General features: G+C 70.5%; 16 protein-coding genes. 7 read left to right on the forward strand and 9 right to left on the reverse strand.

Going from position 1 to position 15,307, the window contains the following annotated elements; all coding sequences use genetic code 11:
- Positions 1–221 precede the first annotated feature (221 nt).
- Positions 222–1,574: a phenylacetate--CoA ligase PaaK gene (gene paaK / locus NOSIN_RS10360; protein ID WP_077690532.1), complete on the forward strand. Its 1,353-nt coding sequence runs from the start codon at positions 222–224 to the stop codon at positions 1,572–1,574.
- Positions 1,575–1,652: 78 nt separating this feature from the next.
- Here the strand turns inward: paaK and NOSIN_RS10365 are convergent, their stop codons facing one another.
- From NOSIN_RS10365 to NOSIN_RS10385, 5 genes are all read right to left on the reverse strand, one after another.
- On the reverse strand, positions 1,653–2,660 hold the full coding sequence (locus NOSIN_RS10365; RefSeq protein WP_077690533.1) for a 3-oxoacyl-ACP synthase III family protein: 1,008 nt from the start codon (positions 2,658–2,660) through the stop codon (positions 1,653–1,655).
- Positions 2,661–2,757: 97 nt separating this feature from the next.
- Complete coding sequence (locus tag NOSIN_RS10370; protein WP_077690534.1) at positions 2,758–3,324, reverse strand: DUF2165 family protein; 567 nt, start codon at positions 3,322–3,324, stop codon at positions 2,758–2,760.
- The gene (locus NOSIN_RS10375) at positions 3,321–4,172 is read right to left on the reverse strand and encodes an HAD family hydrolase (protein ID WP_236743341.1); all 852 of its coding nucleotides are present in this window, start codon (positions 4,170–4,172) and stop codon (positions 3,321–3,323) included. Before NOSIN_RS10375 ends, NOSIN_RS10370 begins: the two co-directional genes overlap by 4 nt.
- A 70-nt stretch (positions 4,173–4,242) precedes the next feature.
- Entirely contained in the window at positions 4,243–4,974 is a 732-nt protein-coding gene (locus NOSIN_RS10380; protein WP_170293709.1) for an AfsA-related hotdog domain-containing protein, read from the reverse strand.
- Positions 4,975–5,283: 309 nt separating this feature from the next.
- Positions 5,284–6,426 carry an MFS transporter gene (locus NOSIN_RS10385; protein ID WP_236743342.1) on the reverse strand — a complete coding sequence of 381 codons (1,143 nt, stop codon included), beginning with the start codon at positions 6,424–6,426 and terminating at the stop codon, positions 5,284–5,286.
- Positions 6,427–6,644: 218 nt separating this feature from the next.
- Here NOSIN_RS10385 and NOSIN_RS10390 point away from each other — a divergent pair, with 218 nt between their 5' ends.
- Positions 6,645–7,262, forward strand: coding sequence for a TetR/AcrR family transcriptional regulator (locus NOSIN_RS10390; protein WP_077690538.1), 618 nt, complete (start codon positions 6,645–6,647; stop codon positions 7,260–7,262).
- Positions 7,263–7,323: 61 nt separating this feature from the next.
- On the opposite strand, the gene NOSIN_RS10395 is transcribed toward NOSIN_RS10390, so the two are convergent.
- Entirely contained in the window at positions 7,324–8,139 is an 816-nt protein-coding gene (locus NOSIN_RS10395) for a hypothetical protein (RefSeq protein ID WP_227014843.1), read from the reverse strand.
- Positions 8,140–8,464: 325 nt separating this feature from the next.
- Between NOSIN_RS10395 and NOSIN_RS10400 the strand changes: the two genes are divergently transcribed.
- From NOSIN_RS10400 to NOSIN_RS10420, 5 genes are all read left to right on the forward strand, one after another.
- On the forward strand, positions 8,465–9,310 hold the full coding sequence (locus NOSIN_RS10400) for a helix-turn-helix domain-containing protein (RefSeq protein ID WP_236743343.1): 846 nt from the start codon (positions 8,465–8,467) through the stop codon (positions 9,308–9,310).
- Between the two features lie 289 nt (positions 9,311–9,599).
- Positions 9,600–10,640, forward strand: coding sequence for an iron-siderophore ABC transporter substrate-binding protein (locus NOSIN_RS10405; protein WP_077690540.1), 1,041 nt, complete (start codon positions 9,600–9,602; stop codon positions 10,638–10,640).
- A gap of 2 nt (positions 10,641–10,642) precedes the next feature.
- Positions 10,643–11,683, forward strand: coding sequence for a FecCD family ABC transporter permease (locus NOSIN_RS10410; RefSeq protein WP_077690541.1), 1,041 nt, complete (start codon positions 10,643–10,645; stop codon positions 11,681–11,683).
- Between the two features lie 20 nt (positions 11,684–11,703).
- Positions 11,704–12,738 carry a FecCD family ABC transporter permease gene (locus NOSIN_RS10415; protein ID WP_077693530.1) on the forward strand — a complete coding sequence of 345 codons (1,035 nt, stop codon included), beginning with the start codon at positions 11,704–11,706 and terminating at the stop codon, positions 12,736–12,738.
- Entirely contained in the window at positions 12,735–13,568 is an 834-nt protein-coding gene (locus NOSIN_RS10420) for an ABC transporter ATP-binding protein (RefSeq protein ID WP_077690542.1), read from the forward strand. The genes NOSIN_RS10415 and NOSIN_RS10420 overlap by 4 nt, the downstream gene beginning before the upstream one ends.
- Positions 13,569–13,620: 52 nt before the next feature.
- Here the strand turns inward: NOSIN_RS10420 and NOSIN_RS10425 are convergent, their stop codons facing one another.
- The 3 genes from NOSIN_RS10425 to NOSIN_RS10435 all read right to left on the reverse strand — a co-directional run bounded on the left by NOSIN_RS10425 (position 13,621) and on the right by NOSIN_RS10435 (position 15,183).
- On the reverse strand, positions 13,621–13,992 hold the full coding sequence (locus NOSIN_RS10425; RefSeq protein ID WP_170293710.1) for a VOC family protein: 372 nt from the start codon (positions 13,990–13,992) through the stop codon (positions 13,621–13,623).
- Between the two features lie 97 nt (positions 13,993–14,089).
- The gene (locus NOSIN_RS10430; RefSeq protein WP_077690544.1) at positions 14,090–14,260 is read right to left on the reverse strand and encodes a DUF397 domain-containing protein; all 171 of its coding nucleotides are present in this window, start codon (positions 14,258–14,260) and stop codon (positions 14,090–14,092) included.
- Positions 14,257–15,183, reverse strand: a complete 927-nt coding sequence (locus tag NOSIN_RS10435) for a helix-turn-helix domain-containing protein (protein ID WP_143832909.1) — start codon at positions 15,181–15,183, stop codon at positions 14,257–14,259. The genes NOSIN_RS10430 and NOSIN_RS10435 overlap by 4 nt, the downstream gene beginning before the upstream one ends.
- Positions 15,184–15,307 lie beyond the last annotated feature (124 nt).

The following is a 15,307-nucleotide window of genomic DNA, read 5'->3' on the forward strand; positions in this document are numbered from 1 at the left end:
ACGGTGGTCCGGGCCACCGCCACCTGTGAAATCATCGACACTTCGTCCTTGACACCGCTGTCCGGAGACTGCGTTAATGCATTAGTAACCGAACGTTCGGTCAGTAAGCAAGCCGGTCCGCTCCTCGACGGACCGCACCCACCCGCGACCCGCGCACACGCCCGCCCGCCTCCCCCAGGACCGCTGTCGGCGGGTCTCGCGCACAGTACATGGAGAGGCCCATGGCAAGCCACGACACCACCGTGCGGACGGCCGGCACGGCCCCCCGCCTGGGGCAGGCCCCCTCGCCCGAACTCCTGGACCCGGCCGAGCGCATGAGTGTCGACGAACTGCGCGCCCTGCAGCTCAAGCGCCTCCGATGGACCCTGGAGCACGCCTACGCCAACGTGCCCCTGTACCGGAAGAAGTTCGACGAGGCCGGGGTGCGGCCCGAGGACCTCAGGGAGCTCGAGGACCTGCGCCACTTCCCGCACACCACCAAGGCCGACCTGCGCGACAACTACCCCTTCGGGATGTTCGCCGTCCCCCAGGAGAGGGTCAGCCGCATCCACGCCTCCAGCGGGACCACGGGCCGCCCCACCGTCGTCGGCTACACCCGCGAGGACATCGACGTCTGGGCCGAGGTCGTGGCCCGCTCCATCCGCGCCTCGGGCGGCCGCGCCGGCCACAAGGTGCACGTCTCCTACGGGTACGGCCTCTTCACCGGCGGCCTGGGCGCCCACTACGGCGCCGAGAGACTGGGCTGCACGGTCATCCCCGCCTCCGGGGGCCAGACCGCCAAGCAGGTCCAGCTCATCCAGGACTTCGAGCCCGACGTCATCATGATCACCCCCAGCTACATGCTGACACTGCTGGACGAGTTCGAGCATCAGGGAATCGACCCGCGTAGCACCTCTCTCAAGGTCGGTGTCTTCGGCGCCGAGCCCTGGACCGAGAAGATGCGCACCGAGATCGAGGAGCGCTTCGACATCCACGCCGTGGACATCTACGGACTGTCGGAGGTCATGGGCCCGGGCGTGGCCAACGAGTGCGTGGAGACCAAGGACGGCCTGCACGTGTGGGAGGACCACTTCTACCCCGAGGTGCTCGACCCCCTCACCCAGGACGTGCTGCCCGACGGCTCGAACGGGGAACTGGTCTTCACCTCGCTGACCAAGCAGGCCATGCCCGTCATCCGCTACCGCACCCGCGACCTGACCACGCTGCGCCCGGGCACCGCCCGCCCCATGCGGCGGATGGACAAGGTCACCGGCCGCAGCGACGACATGATCATCCTGCGCGGCGTCAACGTCTTCCCCACCCAGATCGAGGAGATCGTCCTGGGCCTGGACGGGCTCGCCCCGCACTTCCAGCTGGTGCTCACCAAGGAGGGCCGCCTGGATCGCATGGCCGTGCGCATCGAGGCCGCACCGGACTGCACCCCCGAGCGCCGTGTGGCCCTGAGCAGGGAGATCGTCGCCACGGTCAAGGACAAGGTGGGCGTGAGCGTGACCGTGGACGTGGTCGACCCCGAACAGATCGAGCGCTCGGTGGGCAAGTTCCGCCGCATCGTCGACCAGCGCCCCAAGGAGTAGCGGGAACGCCGACAGCGCGCGGCCGCCGCGGGGCGGGTGGGAGGACCCCGCGGCGGCCGTGCCGTGTACGCGGGCGGGTCACCAGCGCATGAGCGCGAAACCGCTGGCCATCCCGCCGCCGAACCCCGTCAGCAGGACGGTGTCACCGGGGTGCACGGCCCCCGAGCGGACGGCCGCGTCCAGGGTGACGGGGATGGAGGCGGCTCCTGTGTTGCCGTACTCGCGAACGGTCGTGTGCACCCGTGCCACGGGCAGCCCCAGGCCCCGCGCGAGACCGTCGACCATGTGCCCGTTGGCCTGGTGCGGGACCAGGTGGGCGATGTCGGCCTCCCCCACCCCGGAGTCCTTCAGGAACGCGCGGACGGCGGGCGGAACGTGCTCGCTGACGAAGTCGCGCACACCGCGGCCGTCCATCCTGAAGTAGTGCTCTCCCCCGGCGAGGGTCGCCTCGCTGGCCGGTCTGCGGCTCCCGCCCGCCGGCACCCGGATGAGGTCGCGGTGGGCTCCCGAACTGCTGAGCCGGGTGGCCAGCAGTCCCCGCCCCCGGGGCACCGGGCCGAGGACCGCCGCTCCCGCGCCGTCGCCGAACAGGACCACGGTCCTGCGGTCGGCCGGGTCGAGTATGCGGGAGTACACGTCCGCTCCGATCACCAGGGCGTAGCCGCCCCCGGACGCGCTGAGTGCCCGCTGCACCACCGACAGCGCGAAGACGAACCCGCTGCACACCGCGTTGAGGTCGAACGCCGCCGTGTCCGGTGTGGCGCCGACCATCTCCGCGACGGCGGTCGCCGTGGGCGGCTGGGGCGAGTCCGGGGTGGAGGTGGCGACGACGACGAAGGACAGGTCGGCCGGGCTGATCCCGGCCCGCTCCAGCGCGGCGCGCCCCGCGTCCGCGGCCAGGTCGGACGTCGCCTCTCCGGGGTCGGCCCACCTGCGGTGGCGGATCCCGGTCTTGCGGACGATCCACGCGTCGTCGACGCCCGCGGGAGCGCCCACCTCGGTGTTGCCGACCTGTCTCTCGGGTAACCGGGAGCCGGTGCCGATCACTCCGATCGGCACGGACTCCCGGACCTTGGTGTCTTCCATGTGCTCTCCGCTTCGTTGTGGTCGATGCTGCTCGGCGCCGAGGGGGCTCAGGTGCGGCCGGGCCGGACGGCGGCCCGGCCGCGCCTTCCCGGAGCGGTCAGGTCACGCCGTCGGCGGGTCGGACGGTGCGGGGCATGTTGATCAGGACCATCGCGCCGATCGCGATGATGAGCAGGGTGAAGTGCACCTGCTGGACCGGGGGCAGCGCGATCCAGTACCCGAACCACAGCCCGCCCACGAGGAACATCAGTGCCAGCCCCGCCAGGGAGCAGAGCGCGATGTTGCCCAGGAAGGTCGCACGGGTTCCGTCTCCCCGTCCGAGCAGCAGGCGCGTGTGCGTCACGGTCGCCGTCCACAGCAGCAGCACGCTGAGCGCCTGGTAGGCGATCACCGCGTAGAGCGCGGGCGCGGCCAGGCTCCCGGGGAGCGCCCGCCCGACGAGCCCGTTGCCGCGGTCCGGGTCGGCGATGATCCCCTCCATCGTCAGGACCTGCCCGATGAGGGTGATGTTGGTTCCGCTGTCGGTGATGTTGTTGAACATGATCAGGCTCAACCAGGCGGCCATACCGCCAAGGACCAGCGTCTGCGGGTAGAGCAGTCCCGTCGCGTCCTCACGCGCGGACCGGGGTCCGGTCCTGGACGCTCGCCTTGTCTGTACCATCATCGAACTCCTGTCTCCGTGGGCCGCCCGGCAGGCTCCGAAGCGGTGTGGGTGTGGGTGTCGGTCCCCGCCGACCAGCTCGCGAGGGCGCAGCCGCAGCAGCACTCGTCCCCGTGCCGACCGGTGCGTCGCGTGGACCGTGCGCCGCCGCGGGCGCGCGGTGACGGCGAGGGGGCGTCGAGCACGGGCCATCCGCGCGCGATGGCGTGTTCCCGAAGGGCCGGATCGCCTTCGACGACATGCGGGTGCCCGACCGCCTCCAGCAGCGCGAGATCACTGATGTGGTCCCCGTAGCCGTGGCTGTCCGGCAGGGAGAGCCCCCGGGAGGCGGCGAACTCCGCGGCCGCCTCCCCCTTGGCCCGCCCGATCATGGTGCGCCCGACCTCACCGGTGAGCAGACCGCCGCGGACCAGCGGTTCGCTTCCCAGGGCCACGGTCGCTCCGAGCGCCTCGGCCACCGGGTCCAGGCAGGCGAAGAAGGAGCCGGAGAGGAGGACGACGTCCGCCCCGGCGGTGCGGTGGCGGTCGAGTTCGCGTACGGCGCCGGCGTGGAAGAAGTCCGGGTCCGCGGCCCGCTCGGCGAACCAGCGCCTTCCGCTCGCGGCGATCCTGTCTCGGGGCTCCCCCCGGTAGAAGCGGTAGTAGGCCCGGTTGACGGCCTCGCGGGGAGCGCCCTTTCGCGCCCGTCTGCGCAGTTCCGCCGCCATGCGCTCGTAGACCGAGGGCGGCTCGTCCCGTTCACGCAGGTAGAAGGCCAGGAAGCTGAACATGCTCTTGCCTGAGATCAGGGTCTCGTCGACGTCGAAGAAGGCCCCGTAACGAGGTCCGTACCGCCGTTCGCTCTCCGACACTGCGTTCCTCTCTCCGGATGTCGCGGGTGGCTGCGGACCGGCCGCACCGGGCGGCCGGTGGGTCTGGGGCTCACACCAGGGACGAGGCGGCATGTTCCGCCTCCCGTACGTCCGTGTCCGCGAGCACGTGGTCGATGGCCCGTCCGGCACGGCGGTACTCGACCGCCTCCAGCACGGCGGTGTCGAAGGCGGTGAAGGCGACCTCACAGCGCGCCGAGCGCCGACCGCCCTGCTCGATGTCCACACGTGCGGTGAACTCCAACCGCCCGGGGTCGGACAGCTCGGCGGACTGGATGAGGTAGCGGATGCGCGCGTCGACCGGGAAGAGGAAGTTCTCGAACGTGGTGGCCAGGGAGTTGATCACGAAGTAGTAGCGGCGTTCGGGCCAGCGGTGCGTGTAGTACCGCTCGGTGACGGCGAGGAACATCTGGCGCGCCGCCTCGACCACGACCATGCCCTGGGTGTGCTGGCCCGTCTGGTGGTCGAGCAGCAGCTCGTTGTCCCCGTGCAGGCGCAGGGCCGCGTGGAAGACCTGGTCGTCATGGCGTCCGAGGTCGGCGATCAGCACGTTCTCCTCGCGGTGCTTGTGCGCCTCCGCACGCTCGGCGAGGACGGGCGGACGGTCGTGGAGGACGACGCGCTCCTCCAGGCCGCGGCGTCTGAGCGCACCGCGGATGTAGTCCCACTCGTATCCGCCGATGCCCTGCCCGCCCCGAAGGACGAGCGGGCCCCGGATGTCGTCGTAGACCCCCGCCCTGAGGCCGCCCACGAACGAGGAGAGGGCCTGGACCCGTTCATGCACCGCGAATCCAGCGAAACGGTCTCCCACGACACAAATCGATGTAGCAGTCTTGTCAGACATTGCACAAGCCTTTCTGGTATCTGCGTATATCCGAGGGGTGAATATTCTTCGTACACGAGAATTCTTGGTCGAAGCCAAGAGCGTTCGTTCGGAGAACAGCGGGGAGAACGCAGCGGGAAACCGTCTGGGGCGGGGACGGTCCGGGAGGAGGGAGAAAAGGGGGAGGAAGGAAAGGGGAAGGAGGTGGGGCCTGCCGGGACCGGCCACGTGCGCTCGCGGGGCGGCGCCGACCGTGACCGGGCCCGGCGCTCAGGGCCGCACGCGGGTCGCCGCCCCCAGAGCGAGCAGCGCCCCGGCTCCGAGGATTCCCGCGGCGGCCAGCGACACCGCGGGGAAGCCGAACCCGGCGAGGGCCGTGGCCAACTGCGGCCCGAGCCCCGCACCGACGAAGAGGAAGAAGGTGTAGAGCGCGACGGCGGCACCGCGCGCCGCCCCCGCCTGCGCGCCGATGGCCTGGACGAGGCCGGGTGCCGCCACCGCGATGCCGGCGACGAAGACGAAGAGGCACACGCCGATGGCCGCACCATCGGTGAGGAACCCCGTCACGACCGACAGCAGGGCCGCGACGCCGAGCGCGATGGCGACCCGCCGCTCCGGCGCGGTCCGCGCCAGCCACGGGGTGATCAGCGGGATGGCCAGCATCGCCGGGAGTCCGCTGGCACGCAGGATCAGCAGGGCTCCGTCGTTGCCCGCGAGCGACGGAGGACCCGCGACCTGTAGGCCGCTGTAGACGCCGACGAAGCCCAGGAGGACCATCAGCGTCGTCCCGTAGAGCAGCAGGAGCCTCCTGTTGCCCAAAAGCCCGGCCATGGCCGCGAAAGCATCGGCCACGGTCGCCCGGCCGTCGGCCTCGTCCGCGCGCAGGACCAGGCGCAACCCGACCGAGCCCAGGGCGAGTGCGACACCGCCGGCCAGGAAGACCGGCTCCCAGCCCGCCGCCTGGCCGATGGCCTGGGCCGCGAGTTGCCCCAGAACCGCCGCGGCGAGGAAGGAGCTGGTCAGCCAGGTGATGGCGGCGACACGCCGGTGCGGGTCGATCCGGGTGGCGATGTAGGCGAAGGCCGAGGGAGCGAAGGCCGCGGCCACGAGCCCCTGGACCACACGCAGGACGAGCGCCGCCGCCAGCGATGACACGAGGGGGAACGCGATGGTGACCACGGCGGTGGCCGCGAGGCCCACGACGATCGTGCGACGGGGCCCGAACCGGTCGGCGGCCGGCCCGGCGAACAGGAAGCCGACGGCGTAGGCGATCGCGAAGGCGGTGGCCGTCCAGGCGACCGCCGTGGGGCTACTCCCCCAGTCGCCGGCCATGAGGGAGAAGAGCGGAATGACGGTGTAGAGCTGGCCGACCACCAGAATTCCGGCGAGTGAGAGCCCCGCGATGGTCGTCACAAATGACAGGCGTGAAGAAGCCGGGGCCTCTCTCGCGACGCCCCGGTGTTGTGTCGATGTCATGCCTCCAATATCTAGACCAACCAGTTGGTTGTCAACAGGGGAATCCTTTTACCCCAGGCCGGATCCGGCCATGTATCCTGCCTCACACATTACAATATGGAATCATCCCGGGACCCAGTGCAACCAACTGGTTGGTACCGTATTATCCTGACGTGATGACAAAGAGGACGGAAATAACTCGCGCACTCCTGCTCAGGGCCGCACGGACGGAGTTCGCCGCGTACGGGATCGCGGGAGCGCGCGTGGACCGCATCGCCGAGCGGGCCGGAGTCAACAAACAGCGCCTCTACGCGAACTTCGGCGACAAGGAACAGCTCTTCCAGCACGTGGTGAGCGACGCCCTGGACGAGCTCTCCCAGGTCGTGGCCCTCGACGACGGCACGGACCCGGCCGCCTACGTGGCGCGCGTGTTCGACTACCACAGGACGAAGCCCGAACTGCTCAGGCTCCTGCTGTGGGAGTCCCTGCACTACGGCGAGAAACCGCTTCCGAACGAGGAGGACCGGACCGCCCTGTACGAGGCGAAGCTCTCCTCCCTCGCCGAGCGGACCGGCACGCCGCTCTCACGCGACACGCGGCACCTGCTGCTGAGCCTCATCGGCCTGGCGGCGTGGCCGCAGATCGTTCCCCAGCTCGCCCGGCTGATCGTGGGCCCGGACATCCACGAGGACGAGGCCCAGGCACGCCTGCGGGACCACATCATCGCCTTCGTGCGAAACGCCACGGAAACGGCTCCGTCCGTGCCCGACACCGGCACGGACGGAGCCCTCTGACCGTGTCGGCGATCCCGACCCCGTGAGAGGGCTGGTCAGGACCGCCGGCCACCCTGCTCGCTCACGCTGCGCCGTCGGCGAGGGCGGCAGGCGGAGGCGGCTGTTCGCCGCCGCCCTCCAGCGCGGCGATCCAGGTGTCGTGCAGCCACATCTGCGTGGCGCGCCGCCGGGCCGCCGTGTCCCAGGTGACGTCCCGCTCGAAGGTCACCACCCGTGAGTCGGCCCCGACGATGACCCACGCGTAGCGTCCGTCCTCGTGACGGGTCTTGACCTTGACACCGGGAATGACGTGCTCGCGCCCGTCCTCGTCCACGACCGTCTCGTCATGGCGGTCCACCCACTGCTCGGTCAGACCCCGGAGGTAGTCGTCGTCGGTCCGCCCCAGCCAGCTGTAGGCGGCCTGGCGCGCCTGCTCCGCGCCCGGCAGGTCCCGCGGGTCGTTGTGCGCGTCCGGGTCCAGGGCGGTGTATCCGACGACGCGGCCGTCCTCCCCCCTGACGACGGAGACGTGCGGTCCTCCGAGCCGGACCTCCTCCGTGGGCTGGTAGCGCGTGACCGTCACCTTCTCGCCGTCGTGGCTCCCGGTGCGGACACCGGCCTCGTGCCAGCCGGAGGGAACGGCCAGCCCCGCTTCCTCCAGCCGTGCGGACCGCACACCGCCTCCGCCGTTCTCGTCCGCCGCGGCCACCGTCTCGTCCATACCGTCCTCCTCAGTGATGTCCAGCGCATGGTCGGTCGGGCCCGGCCCCGGTTCGCTCTCCCCGGCGGCGTAGGCCCAGATCGAGGAGCCGAGCACGGCGGCGAGCGCCATGGCGAGGACTCCGGCCACCGGGGACCGCGTCCTCGCGGACCCGGCCGTACGCGTTCGTGTTGCCATGGTCCTCATCCCTTTTCGCGACGTGTCGAGAGGGACCGGAGTACATCTCGTGGCTCAGGAGCTCCGGCCCCGACACGAGGGCAGCACCATGAAACCAACCAACTAGTTGGATGTCAATGGGGCGCGACGGCGGACGGACAGGGCCGGGTCCTCGCGTGGTGGCCGGGTGGGCGCTGGCGGCCGGCTCCGGAACGCGGCCGCGGCCTTGACGCCGGTCGCGTCGACGCCGACCATCCGAATGCGGCCCTCCCCGCCCGCACCCTGGGGCCGCGCACCGTCAGGCCGCCCCGGCCACGGCCTCCCACCAGCGCATAACCTGGCTGACGTGCCCACACCAGACATCCGACCGGGTCCGGCGGCCGGGCCGCGCGCCGCCGGGCCGTCGCGGGACGGCGCGGTCGACAGCCGCAGGCTCCCCCTCTACGCCGCCGGTGAGATCGACGTGCCGTTCGTCGTCAGGGGCAGTGCCGAGATCATCCCCCGGGACACGTTCTGGGAGGAGCACTCGCATCCGACGCACGAGCTGCTCTGGAACCAGCGGGGCGCGTCCTCGGCGACGATCGGCGCGCGGGTCTGGACGATCACCCCGGCGGTCGGCCTGTGGCTCCCCGCAGGTACGCGCCACTCCGGCTGGACGCCCGCGGGAACGTGGCACCGCGCCGCACAGTTCGGCGTCCACGCGGTGCCGCCGATCTCCGACGGGCCCGTGGCGATGGAGGTCACGCCGCTCCTGCGCCTCCTGCTCGACCGGCTCGACGCCGACGACCTCACCCGGGACGCGCGTTCGCGGACGGAGGCGATGGTGCTCGACCTCCTCACCCCCGCCCGGCACGAGCTGATCCTGCGCATACCCGAGTCGCCGCTGCTGGCCCCCATCGCCGCCGCCGTGCGCGAGGACCCCGCCGACGCCACCACCCTGGCCGTGTGGGCGGCGCGCCTCGGCGTGAGCACACGCACCATCACACGGGCGTTCCGTTCCGAGACCGGCCTCGGGTTCAGCCAGTGGCTGGCCACCGCGCGTATGCAGCACGCGGTCGCGATGCTCGCGCGGGAGGAGGAGATCGACGAGGTCGCCGCATGCGTGGGCTACCACTCCGCGAGCGCGTTCGGCGCGGCCTTCCGACGGATCACGGGGTTGAGTCCGGGACGGTTCCGCTCGGAGATCCAGTAGGCGCCGTGTCGGGCCCCGGGCCGACCCACCGAACCAGGTTTGTCCGTTTCGCTACAAAAGGTGTCACATCTACGTGATTGCGAACTCACCAAGGACACCCTAAATTCGGTTAGGCAAACCTAATCTCTCGGCACCGCCGCGGCCGGGTCGACGTGTGCGTCCCCTCCACGCCCTCCGCCCGACCGCTCCCCTCCGGGGCGCACGCCCCCGTGTGCGCCCGGGGCGGTACGGGAGCCGGACCATGGCACCGCCATGGCTGAGGCCACACGGCCGCAATGGGAAGGAAACCATGTCCCGCGTTTCAAGGCTGGCCGCGCTCGGCACGGCCGCGCTGCTCACCGCCGGGCTCGCCGCCTGCTCCTCGTCCTCCGCCGACTCCTCCGGCGACTCCTCCGGCGGGGACGGCGGCACCGGAGACTGGACCCCCGTCACCATCGAGCACGCCCTCGGCACGACGACCATCGAGTCCGAGCCCGAGCGGGTCGCGACGGTGAACTGGGCCAACCACGAGGTCCCGCTGGCCCTGGGCGTCGTGCCGGTCGGTATGGCCGCCGCCAACTTCGGTGACGACAACGGCGACGGCGTGCTCCCGTGGGTCGAGGAGAAGCTCGGCGAACTGGACGCGGAGACACCGGTGCTGTTCGACGAGACGGACGGGATCGACTTCGAGGCGGTCGCGGACACCCGGCCGGACGTGATCCTCGCCGCCTACTCCGGGCTGACCCAGGAGGACTACGACACGCTGAGCGAGATCGCTCCCGTCGTCGCCTACCCCGAGACCGCCTGGGGAACGCCCTGGCGGGAGATGATCCGGTTGAACAGCCAGGCCCTGGGCATGGCGGACGAGGGAGAGGAGCTCATCGCCTCCCTCGAAAAGGACATCGAGGACTCGGTCGCGGAGTACCCGCAGATCGAGGGCGGCTCGGCGATGTTCCTGACGCACGTGGACACCACTGACCTGAGCGAGGTCAGCTTCTACACCACGCACGACACCCGGGCCATGTTCTTCGAGGACCTGGGACTGACGACACCGGAGAGCATCGCGACCGCCTCGGAGAGCACCGACCGGTTCTCCCTGAGCCAGAGCGCCGAGCAGGCGGACGCGTTCGACGACGTCGACATCATCGTCACCTACGGCGGCGAGGAGCTCGTGAGCGCCCTGGAGGGCGACCCGCTGCTGTCGCAGATGCCCGCGGTGGAGAACGGCGCGATCGTCGGCCTCCCCGGGAGCAGCCCCCTCGGCACGGCCGCGAACCCGACCCCGCTGTCGATCTCGTGGGTCCTGGACGACTACCTGTCGCTCCTCGCCGAAGCCGCCGACAAGGCGTAGCGGTGACGACGACCTCCCCCGCCGTCTCGGGCGCCGCAGCCGTGCGGCGCCCGAGGCGCGGCAGGACCCTCTGGCTGCTCGTCGTACTGGGCGCGCTGGGCGCGCTCATGTTCGCCTCGGTCGCCGTCGGCTCCCGCGACGTGCCCTGGTCCGCCGTCGCTGCGGCGCTCGGCGGCTCCGCCGAGGGCTTCGACCAGGCGGCGGTCGCCAAACGGATCCCCCGGACGCTGCTGGCCGTCCTCGCCGGTGCCGCACTGGGCGTGGCGGGAGCGGTCATGCAGGGCGTGACGCGCAACCCGCTGGCCGACCCGGGCATCCTGGGCGTGAACATGGGGGCCTCGCTCGCCGTCGTCACGGGTATCGCCTACTTCGGCCTGGCGTCCGCGACCAGTTTCATCTGGGTGGCGATCACCGGCGCGGGCCTCACCATGGTGTTCGTCTACACGGTCGGCTCCCTGGGGCGGGGCGGGGCGACACCGCTCAAGCTCGCCCTCGCCGGCGCGGCGGTCTCCGCCGCCCTGGCGTCGTTCATCAGCGCCGTCGTGCTCCCGCGCAACGACATCGCCGACGGGGTCCGGTCCTGGCAGATCGGCGGCGTGGGCGGCGGGACGTTCGACAGCATCACGCAGGCACTCCCCTTCCTCACGGCCGGGCTCGCCGTCTGCCTGCTGTCGGCGCGGGCGCTCAACCTCCTCGCCCTGGGCGACGACCTCGCCGCGGGCCTGGGTGAGCGTGTCGCGGTCGCACGCGGGGCGGCCTTCCTCGGCGCGGTCGTGCTGTGCGGTGCGACCACCGCCGTCACCGGGCCGATCGGTTTCGTCGGCCTCGTCGTCCCGCACATGTGCCGGTTGCTCGTGGGTGTCGACCACCGGTGGCTGATCCCGTTCTCGGCGCTGGGCGGCGCCGCCCTCCTGACCGCGGCGGACGTGGTCGGCCGCGTCGTGGCGCGCCCCGGGGAGATCGACGTGGGGATCGTGACCGCGCTGATCGGCGCCCCGTTCTTCATCCACATCGTCCGCCGTCAGAAGGTCCGTGCACTGTGAGCACCTCCACCGTCGACACCGTGAGCGCCTCCACCGTCGAGATGGTCACCCGCGGCCGGGTGCGCCGCGCGCACCGGCGGCGCACCGTGATCGCCGTCCTCGCCGTCTCGATCGTCCTCGTGTTCGCCCTGACCCTGATGGTCGGACGGACCTTCTACCCGCCCGGCGACGTCGTGCGGGTGATCCTGGGACAGGACGTGCCCGGCGCCTCGTTCACCGTCGGACGGCTCCGGCTGCCGCGGGCCGCGCTCGCGGTGGTGGCGGGGCTGTGCTTCGGGCTCTCCGGCGTCACGTTCCAGACCATGCTGCGCAACCCCCTCGCCAGCCCGGACATCATCGGCATCAGCGCGGGGGCGAGCGCGGCGGCGACGTTCGCGATCGTGGTGCTCTCGCTCGGCGAGACCGGGGTGTCGGTCTTCGCGATCGCCGTCGGCCTGCTGGTGGCCCTGGCCGTGTACGTGCTGTCCTTCAAGGACGGGGTCGCCGGGACGCGCCTCATCCTGATCGGCATCGGCATCGCGGCCATGCTCGAGAGCGTCACCGCCTACATCCTGGACCAGGCCGCCGAGTGGGACCTCCAGGAGGCGATGCGCTGGCTGACCGGCAGCCTCAACGGCGCCACCTGGGACAAGGCCGTCCCGGTCGTCGTCGCGCTGCTCGTGCTCACCCCCGTGCTCCTGTACCAGGCGGGCAACCTCGCCACGCTCCAACTGGGCGACGACACCGCGTCGGCCCTCGGCGTGCGCGTGGACCGCACCCGGCTCGTCGCGATCGTCGGGGCGGTGGGGCTCATCGCCTTCGCGACCGCCGCGGCGGGGCCGATCGCCTTCGTCGCCTTCCTCTCGGGCCCGATCGCGGCGCGCCTCGTCGGGCCGAACGGCTCCCTGCTCGTGCCCTCCGCGCTGGTCGGGGCGCTGCTGGTCCTGACCGCCGACCTGTGCGCGCAGTTCGCCTTCGGGACCCGCTACCCGGTCGGGGTCGTCACCGGTGTGCTCGGCGCGCCCTACCTCGTCTACCTGATCGTCCGCACCAACCGCGTGGGAGGCTCCCTGTGACCACGGCCCATTCGCTCCTCGTCGAGGAACTGACGCTCGGCTACAAGGACCACGTCGTCATCGAGTCCCTCGACCTCGCCGTCCCGCCCGGGCGGATCACCGCGATCGTCGGCGCCAACGCGTGCGGCAAGTCCACCCTGCTCCGCTCGATGTCGCGGCTGCTCGCGCCCCGGGGCGGGCACGTGCTCCTCGACGGCAAGGAGGTCCACCGCCTTCCGCCGAAGGAGGTCGCGCGCACGCTCGGCCTGCTTCCGCAGTCACCGATCGCTCCGGAGGGCATCACCGTGAGCGACCTCGTCGGGCGGGGGCGCCACCCCCACCAGAGGATGCTCTCCCGGTGGAGCAGGGAGGACGACGAGGCCGTGGCCGCCGCCCTGGAGGTGACGCGGACGGTCGGCCTCGCCGACAGGCCCGTCGACGAGCTCTCCGGGGGGCAGCGCCAGCGCGTCTGGATCGCCATGGCCCTGGCCCAGCGCACCGACCTGCTCCTGCTCGACGAGCCGACCACCTTCCTCGACGTCAGCCACCAGGTCGAGGTCCTCGACCTGCTCACCGACCTCAACCGCTCGCTCGGGACGACGATCGTGATGGTCCTGCACGACCTCAACCTCGCCGCGCGGTACGCCGACCACCTCGTCGCGCTCGCGTCCGGCCGGCTCCACGCGGCGGGCACGCCAGAGCAGGTGCTCACTCCCGAAACGGTGCGGATCGTGTTCGGGCTCCGCAGCGAGATCATCACCGATCCCACGTCGGGGAAACCGCTCATGCTTCCCATCGGCAGGTACCACGGCGCGGTGGCGGAGGAGAGACGGGTGGCGGAGAGCGGGTGAGGGGACGCGGGCCTCGGGAGGAACGGCGGGCCAGAGGGCGGCCAGTGGGCGGTCAGGGGGTGTCGTCGCGCCCGTGCAGGAGGCAGAACTCGTTGCCCTCGGGATCGGCCAGCACCGTCCAACCGGCGTCCTGGGGCTGGCCCACGTCCACCTTCACCGCGCCCAGTCCCAGCAGCCGCTCCACTTCCTGGGCGACCGTCAGCCCGCCCGTGACGCGCAGGTCCAGGTGCAGGCGGTTCTTGACGGTCTTGCGCTCGGGCACGGAGAACACCTCGATTTCGGGGGTCGCCCCGTCGGCCGGTGCGAGGCTGATCCCGTCCTCGACCTCCTCCACGATGGGCCAGTCCAGCACCCGGCTCCAGAACGCGGCCACGGTCTTGATGTCGATCGCGTCGATGGCGATCACCTGAATTCGACTTCCCATGCAGGCACCCTAGGACCGCGCACCGACGACCACGCGAACCGGCCCCTCACCAGGAGGGAGGGGAAATGGTGAAGGGCCGGTTGTGTACGCGGGGGTGCTACTGACCGCGCACGGCGCTGACCAGGGCGGTCCACTCGACGGCGGGGACGTCGAGGTGGCCAAGCTTCCGGTTCTGGGAGTCACGCACACCAGTGATCGCTCCTTCGGCGACTTCGACACAGTTCCCACCGCGGCCGTCGCTGTAGCTGGACTTGTGCCAGTCGGTCATGCCTGGAGCTCCTTCTTGACTTGTGTGATCAGCTCAAGCGTCGCTTGGGACGATAGTGCTTCGGCCTGCATTGCGCTGAAGAGGGTCAACGTCTCGCTGACAAGCTCGGGCTTTTCCAGGATCTCGCCCCCGACAACGTGCTCGGCGTAGAGCACCATCCTGTGCTTGTTCAGAGTGACCAGGCGAAACGGTGCGCACAGTCCCGGGTTGCCTTCCAAAGGCAGCGCCTGGATCCGGATGCTGCCGCGCTGAACCAGGTTCGCTATCCAGTCGAGCTGGTCGGCCAACACATCCACCGATCCAATGGGACGGCGCATGACGACTTCGTCAACGATGAACCAGAGAGTCGTCCGCCTGAGATCCTCCAGCCGGGACACACGAGCCCTGACAAGCTCCTCGACCTCCTCCGTGCTCGCTTGCGGACTTCGGGCGCGGATGAGCGCACGAGCATATTCAGGGGTCTGGACCAGACCGGGGAATAGAATCGACTGATATTCCCTGATATGTCCGGCTTTCTTCTCCAGCGCCAGAGCATCACGGAAGTCCTCATGGACGCGACCCTCCTGAAGGGTGTCCTTCCAAAAGCGAAGCAGCTCGCCGTTGGTTGCATAGAGAGCATCCAACTTGTCCACATGACCGCGCCTTGGGACACGTGCAGCCCGCTCAATCGCGCCCACCATGGAGCCGGTGACTCCAAGCCTCCTACCGACTTCGGACAGGGAAAGACCCAGTTCACCACGGAGCCTTCGAACCTCTTTACCAAAAGGCATCCACTTGCTCCGAGCACCTTCGACCATGGAAACATTCAACAACAAAACGCAACTCAGCACCACCCACAAATCCCAGAAAGAACAGTTGCGATGTTTCCATAGACCGCTGGCCTGCACTTGTGCATAGTTGTGCCTGGAAGAGCGAACGCTCACCCGCCCCTTGGACCGGAATGCTCCATCCACGTCGGCCAGGGACCCCCAGGGGTACGGGTGGATCGGGCCGTTCCGCAGCCACAGCGGAACAGCCACTTCACCTTTATCCCTTTTGCGAGGTTAG

It is taken from the genome of Nocardiopsis sinuspersici, from assembly GCF_001998325.1.
GTDB lineage: Bacteria > Actinomycetota > Actinomycetes > Streptosporangiales > Streptosporangiaceae > Nocardiopsis > Nocardiopsis sinuspersici.

Bases quoted from the DNA above. Each gene is read 5' to 3' on its own strand.
- paaK (WP_077690532.1), top strand. From the start codon at position 222: ATGGCAAGCCACGACACCACCGTGCGGACGGCCGGCACGGCCCCCCGC.
- NOSIN_RS10365 (WP_077690533.1), bottom strand. From the start codon at position 2,660: ATGGAAGACACCAAGGTCCGGGAGTCCGTGCCGATCGGAGTGATCGGC.
- NOSIN_RS10370 (WP_077690534.1), bottom strand. From the start codon at position 3,324: ATGATGGTACAGACAAGGCGAGCGTCCAGGACCGGACCCCGGTCCGCG.
- NOSIN_RS10390 (WP_077690538.1), top strand. From the start codon at position 6,645: ATGACAAAGAGGACGGAAATAACTCGCGCACTCCTGCTCAGGGCCGCA.
- NOSIN_RS10395 (WP_227014843.1), bottom strand. From the start codon at position 8,139: ATGGCAACACGAACGCGTACGGCCGGGTCCGCGAGGACGCGGTCCCCG.
- NOSIN_RS10405 (WP_077690540.1), top strand. From the start codon at position 9,600: ATGTCCCGCGTTTCAAGGCTGGCCGCGCTCGGCACGGCCGCGCTGCTC.
- NOSIN_RS10425 (WP_170293710.1), bottom strand. From the start codon at position 13,992: ATGGGAAGTCGAATTCAGGTGATCGCCATCGACGCGATCGACATCAAG.
- NOSIN_RS10430 (WP_077690544.1), bottom strand. From the start codon at position 14,260: ATGACCGACTGGCACAAGTCCAGCTACAGCGACGGCCGCGGTGGGAAC.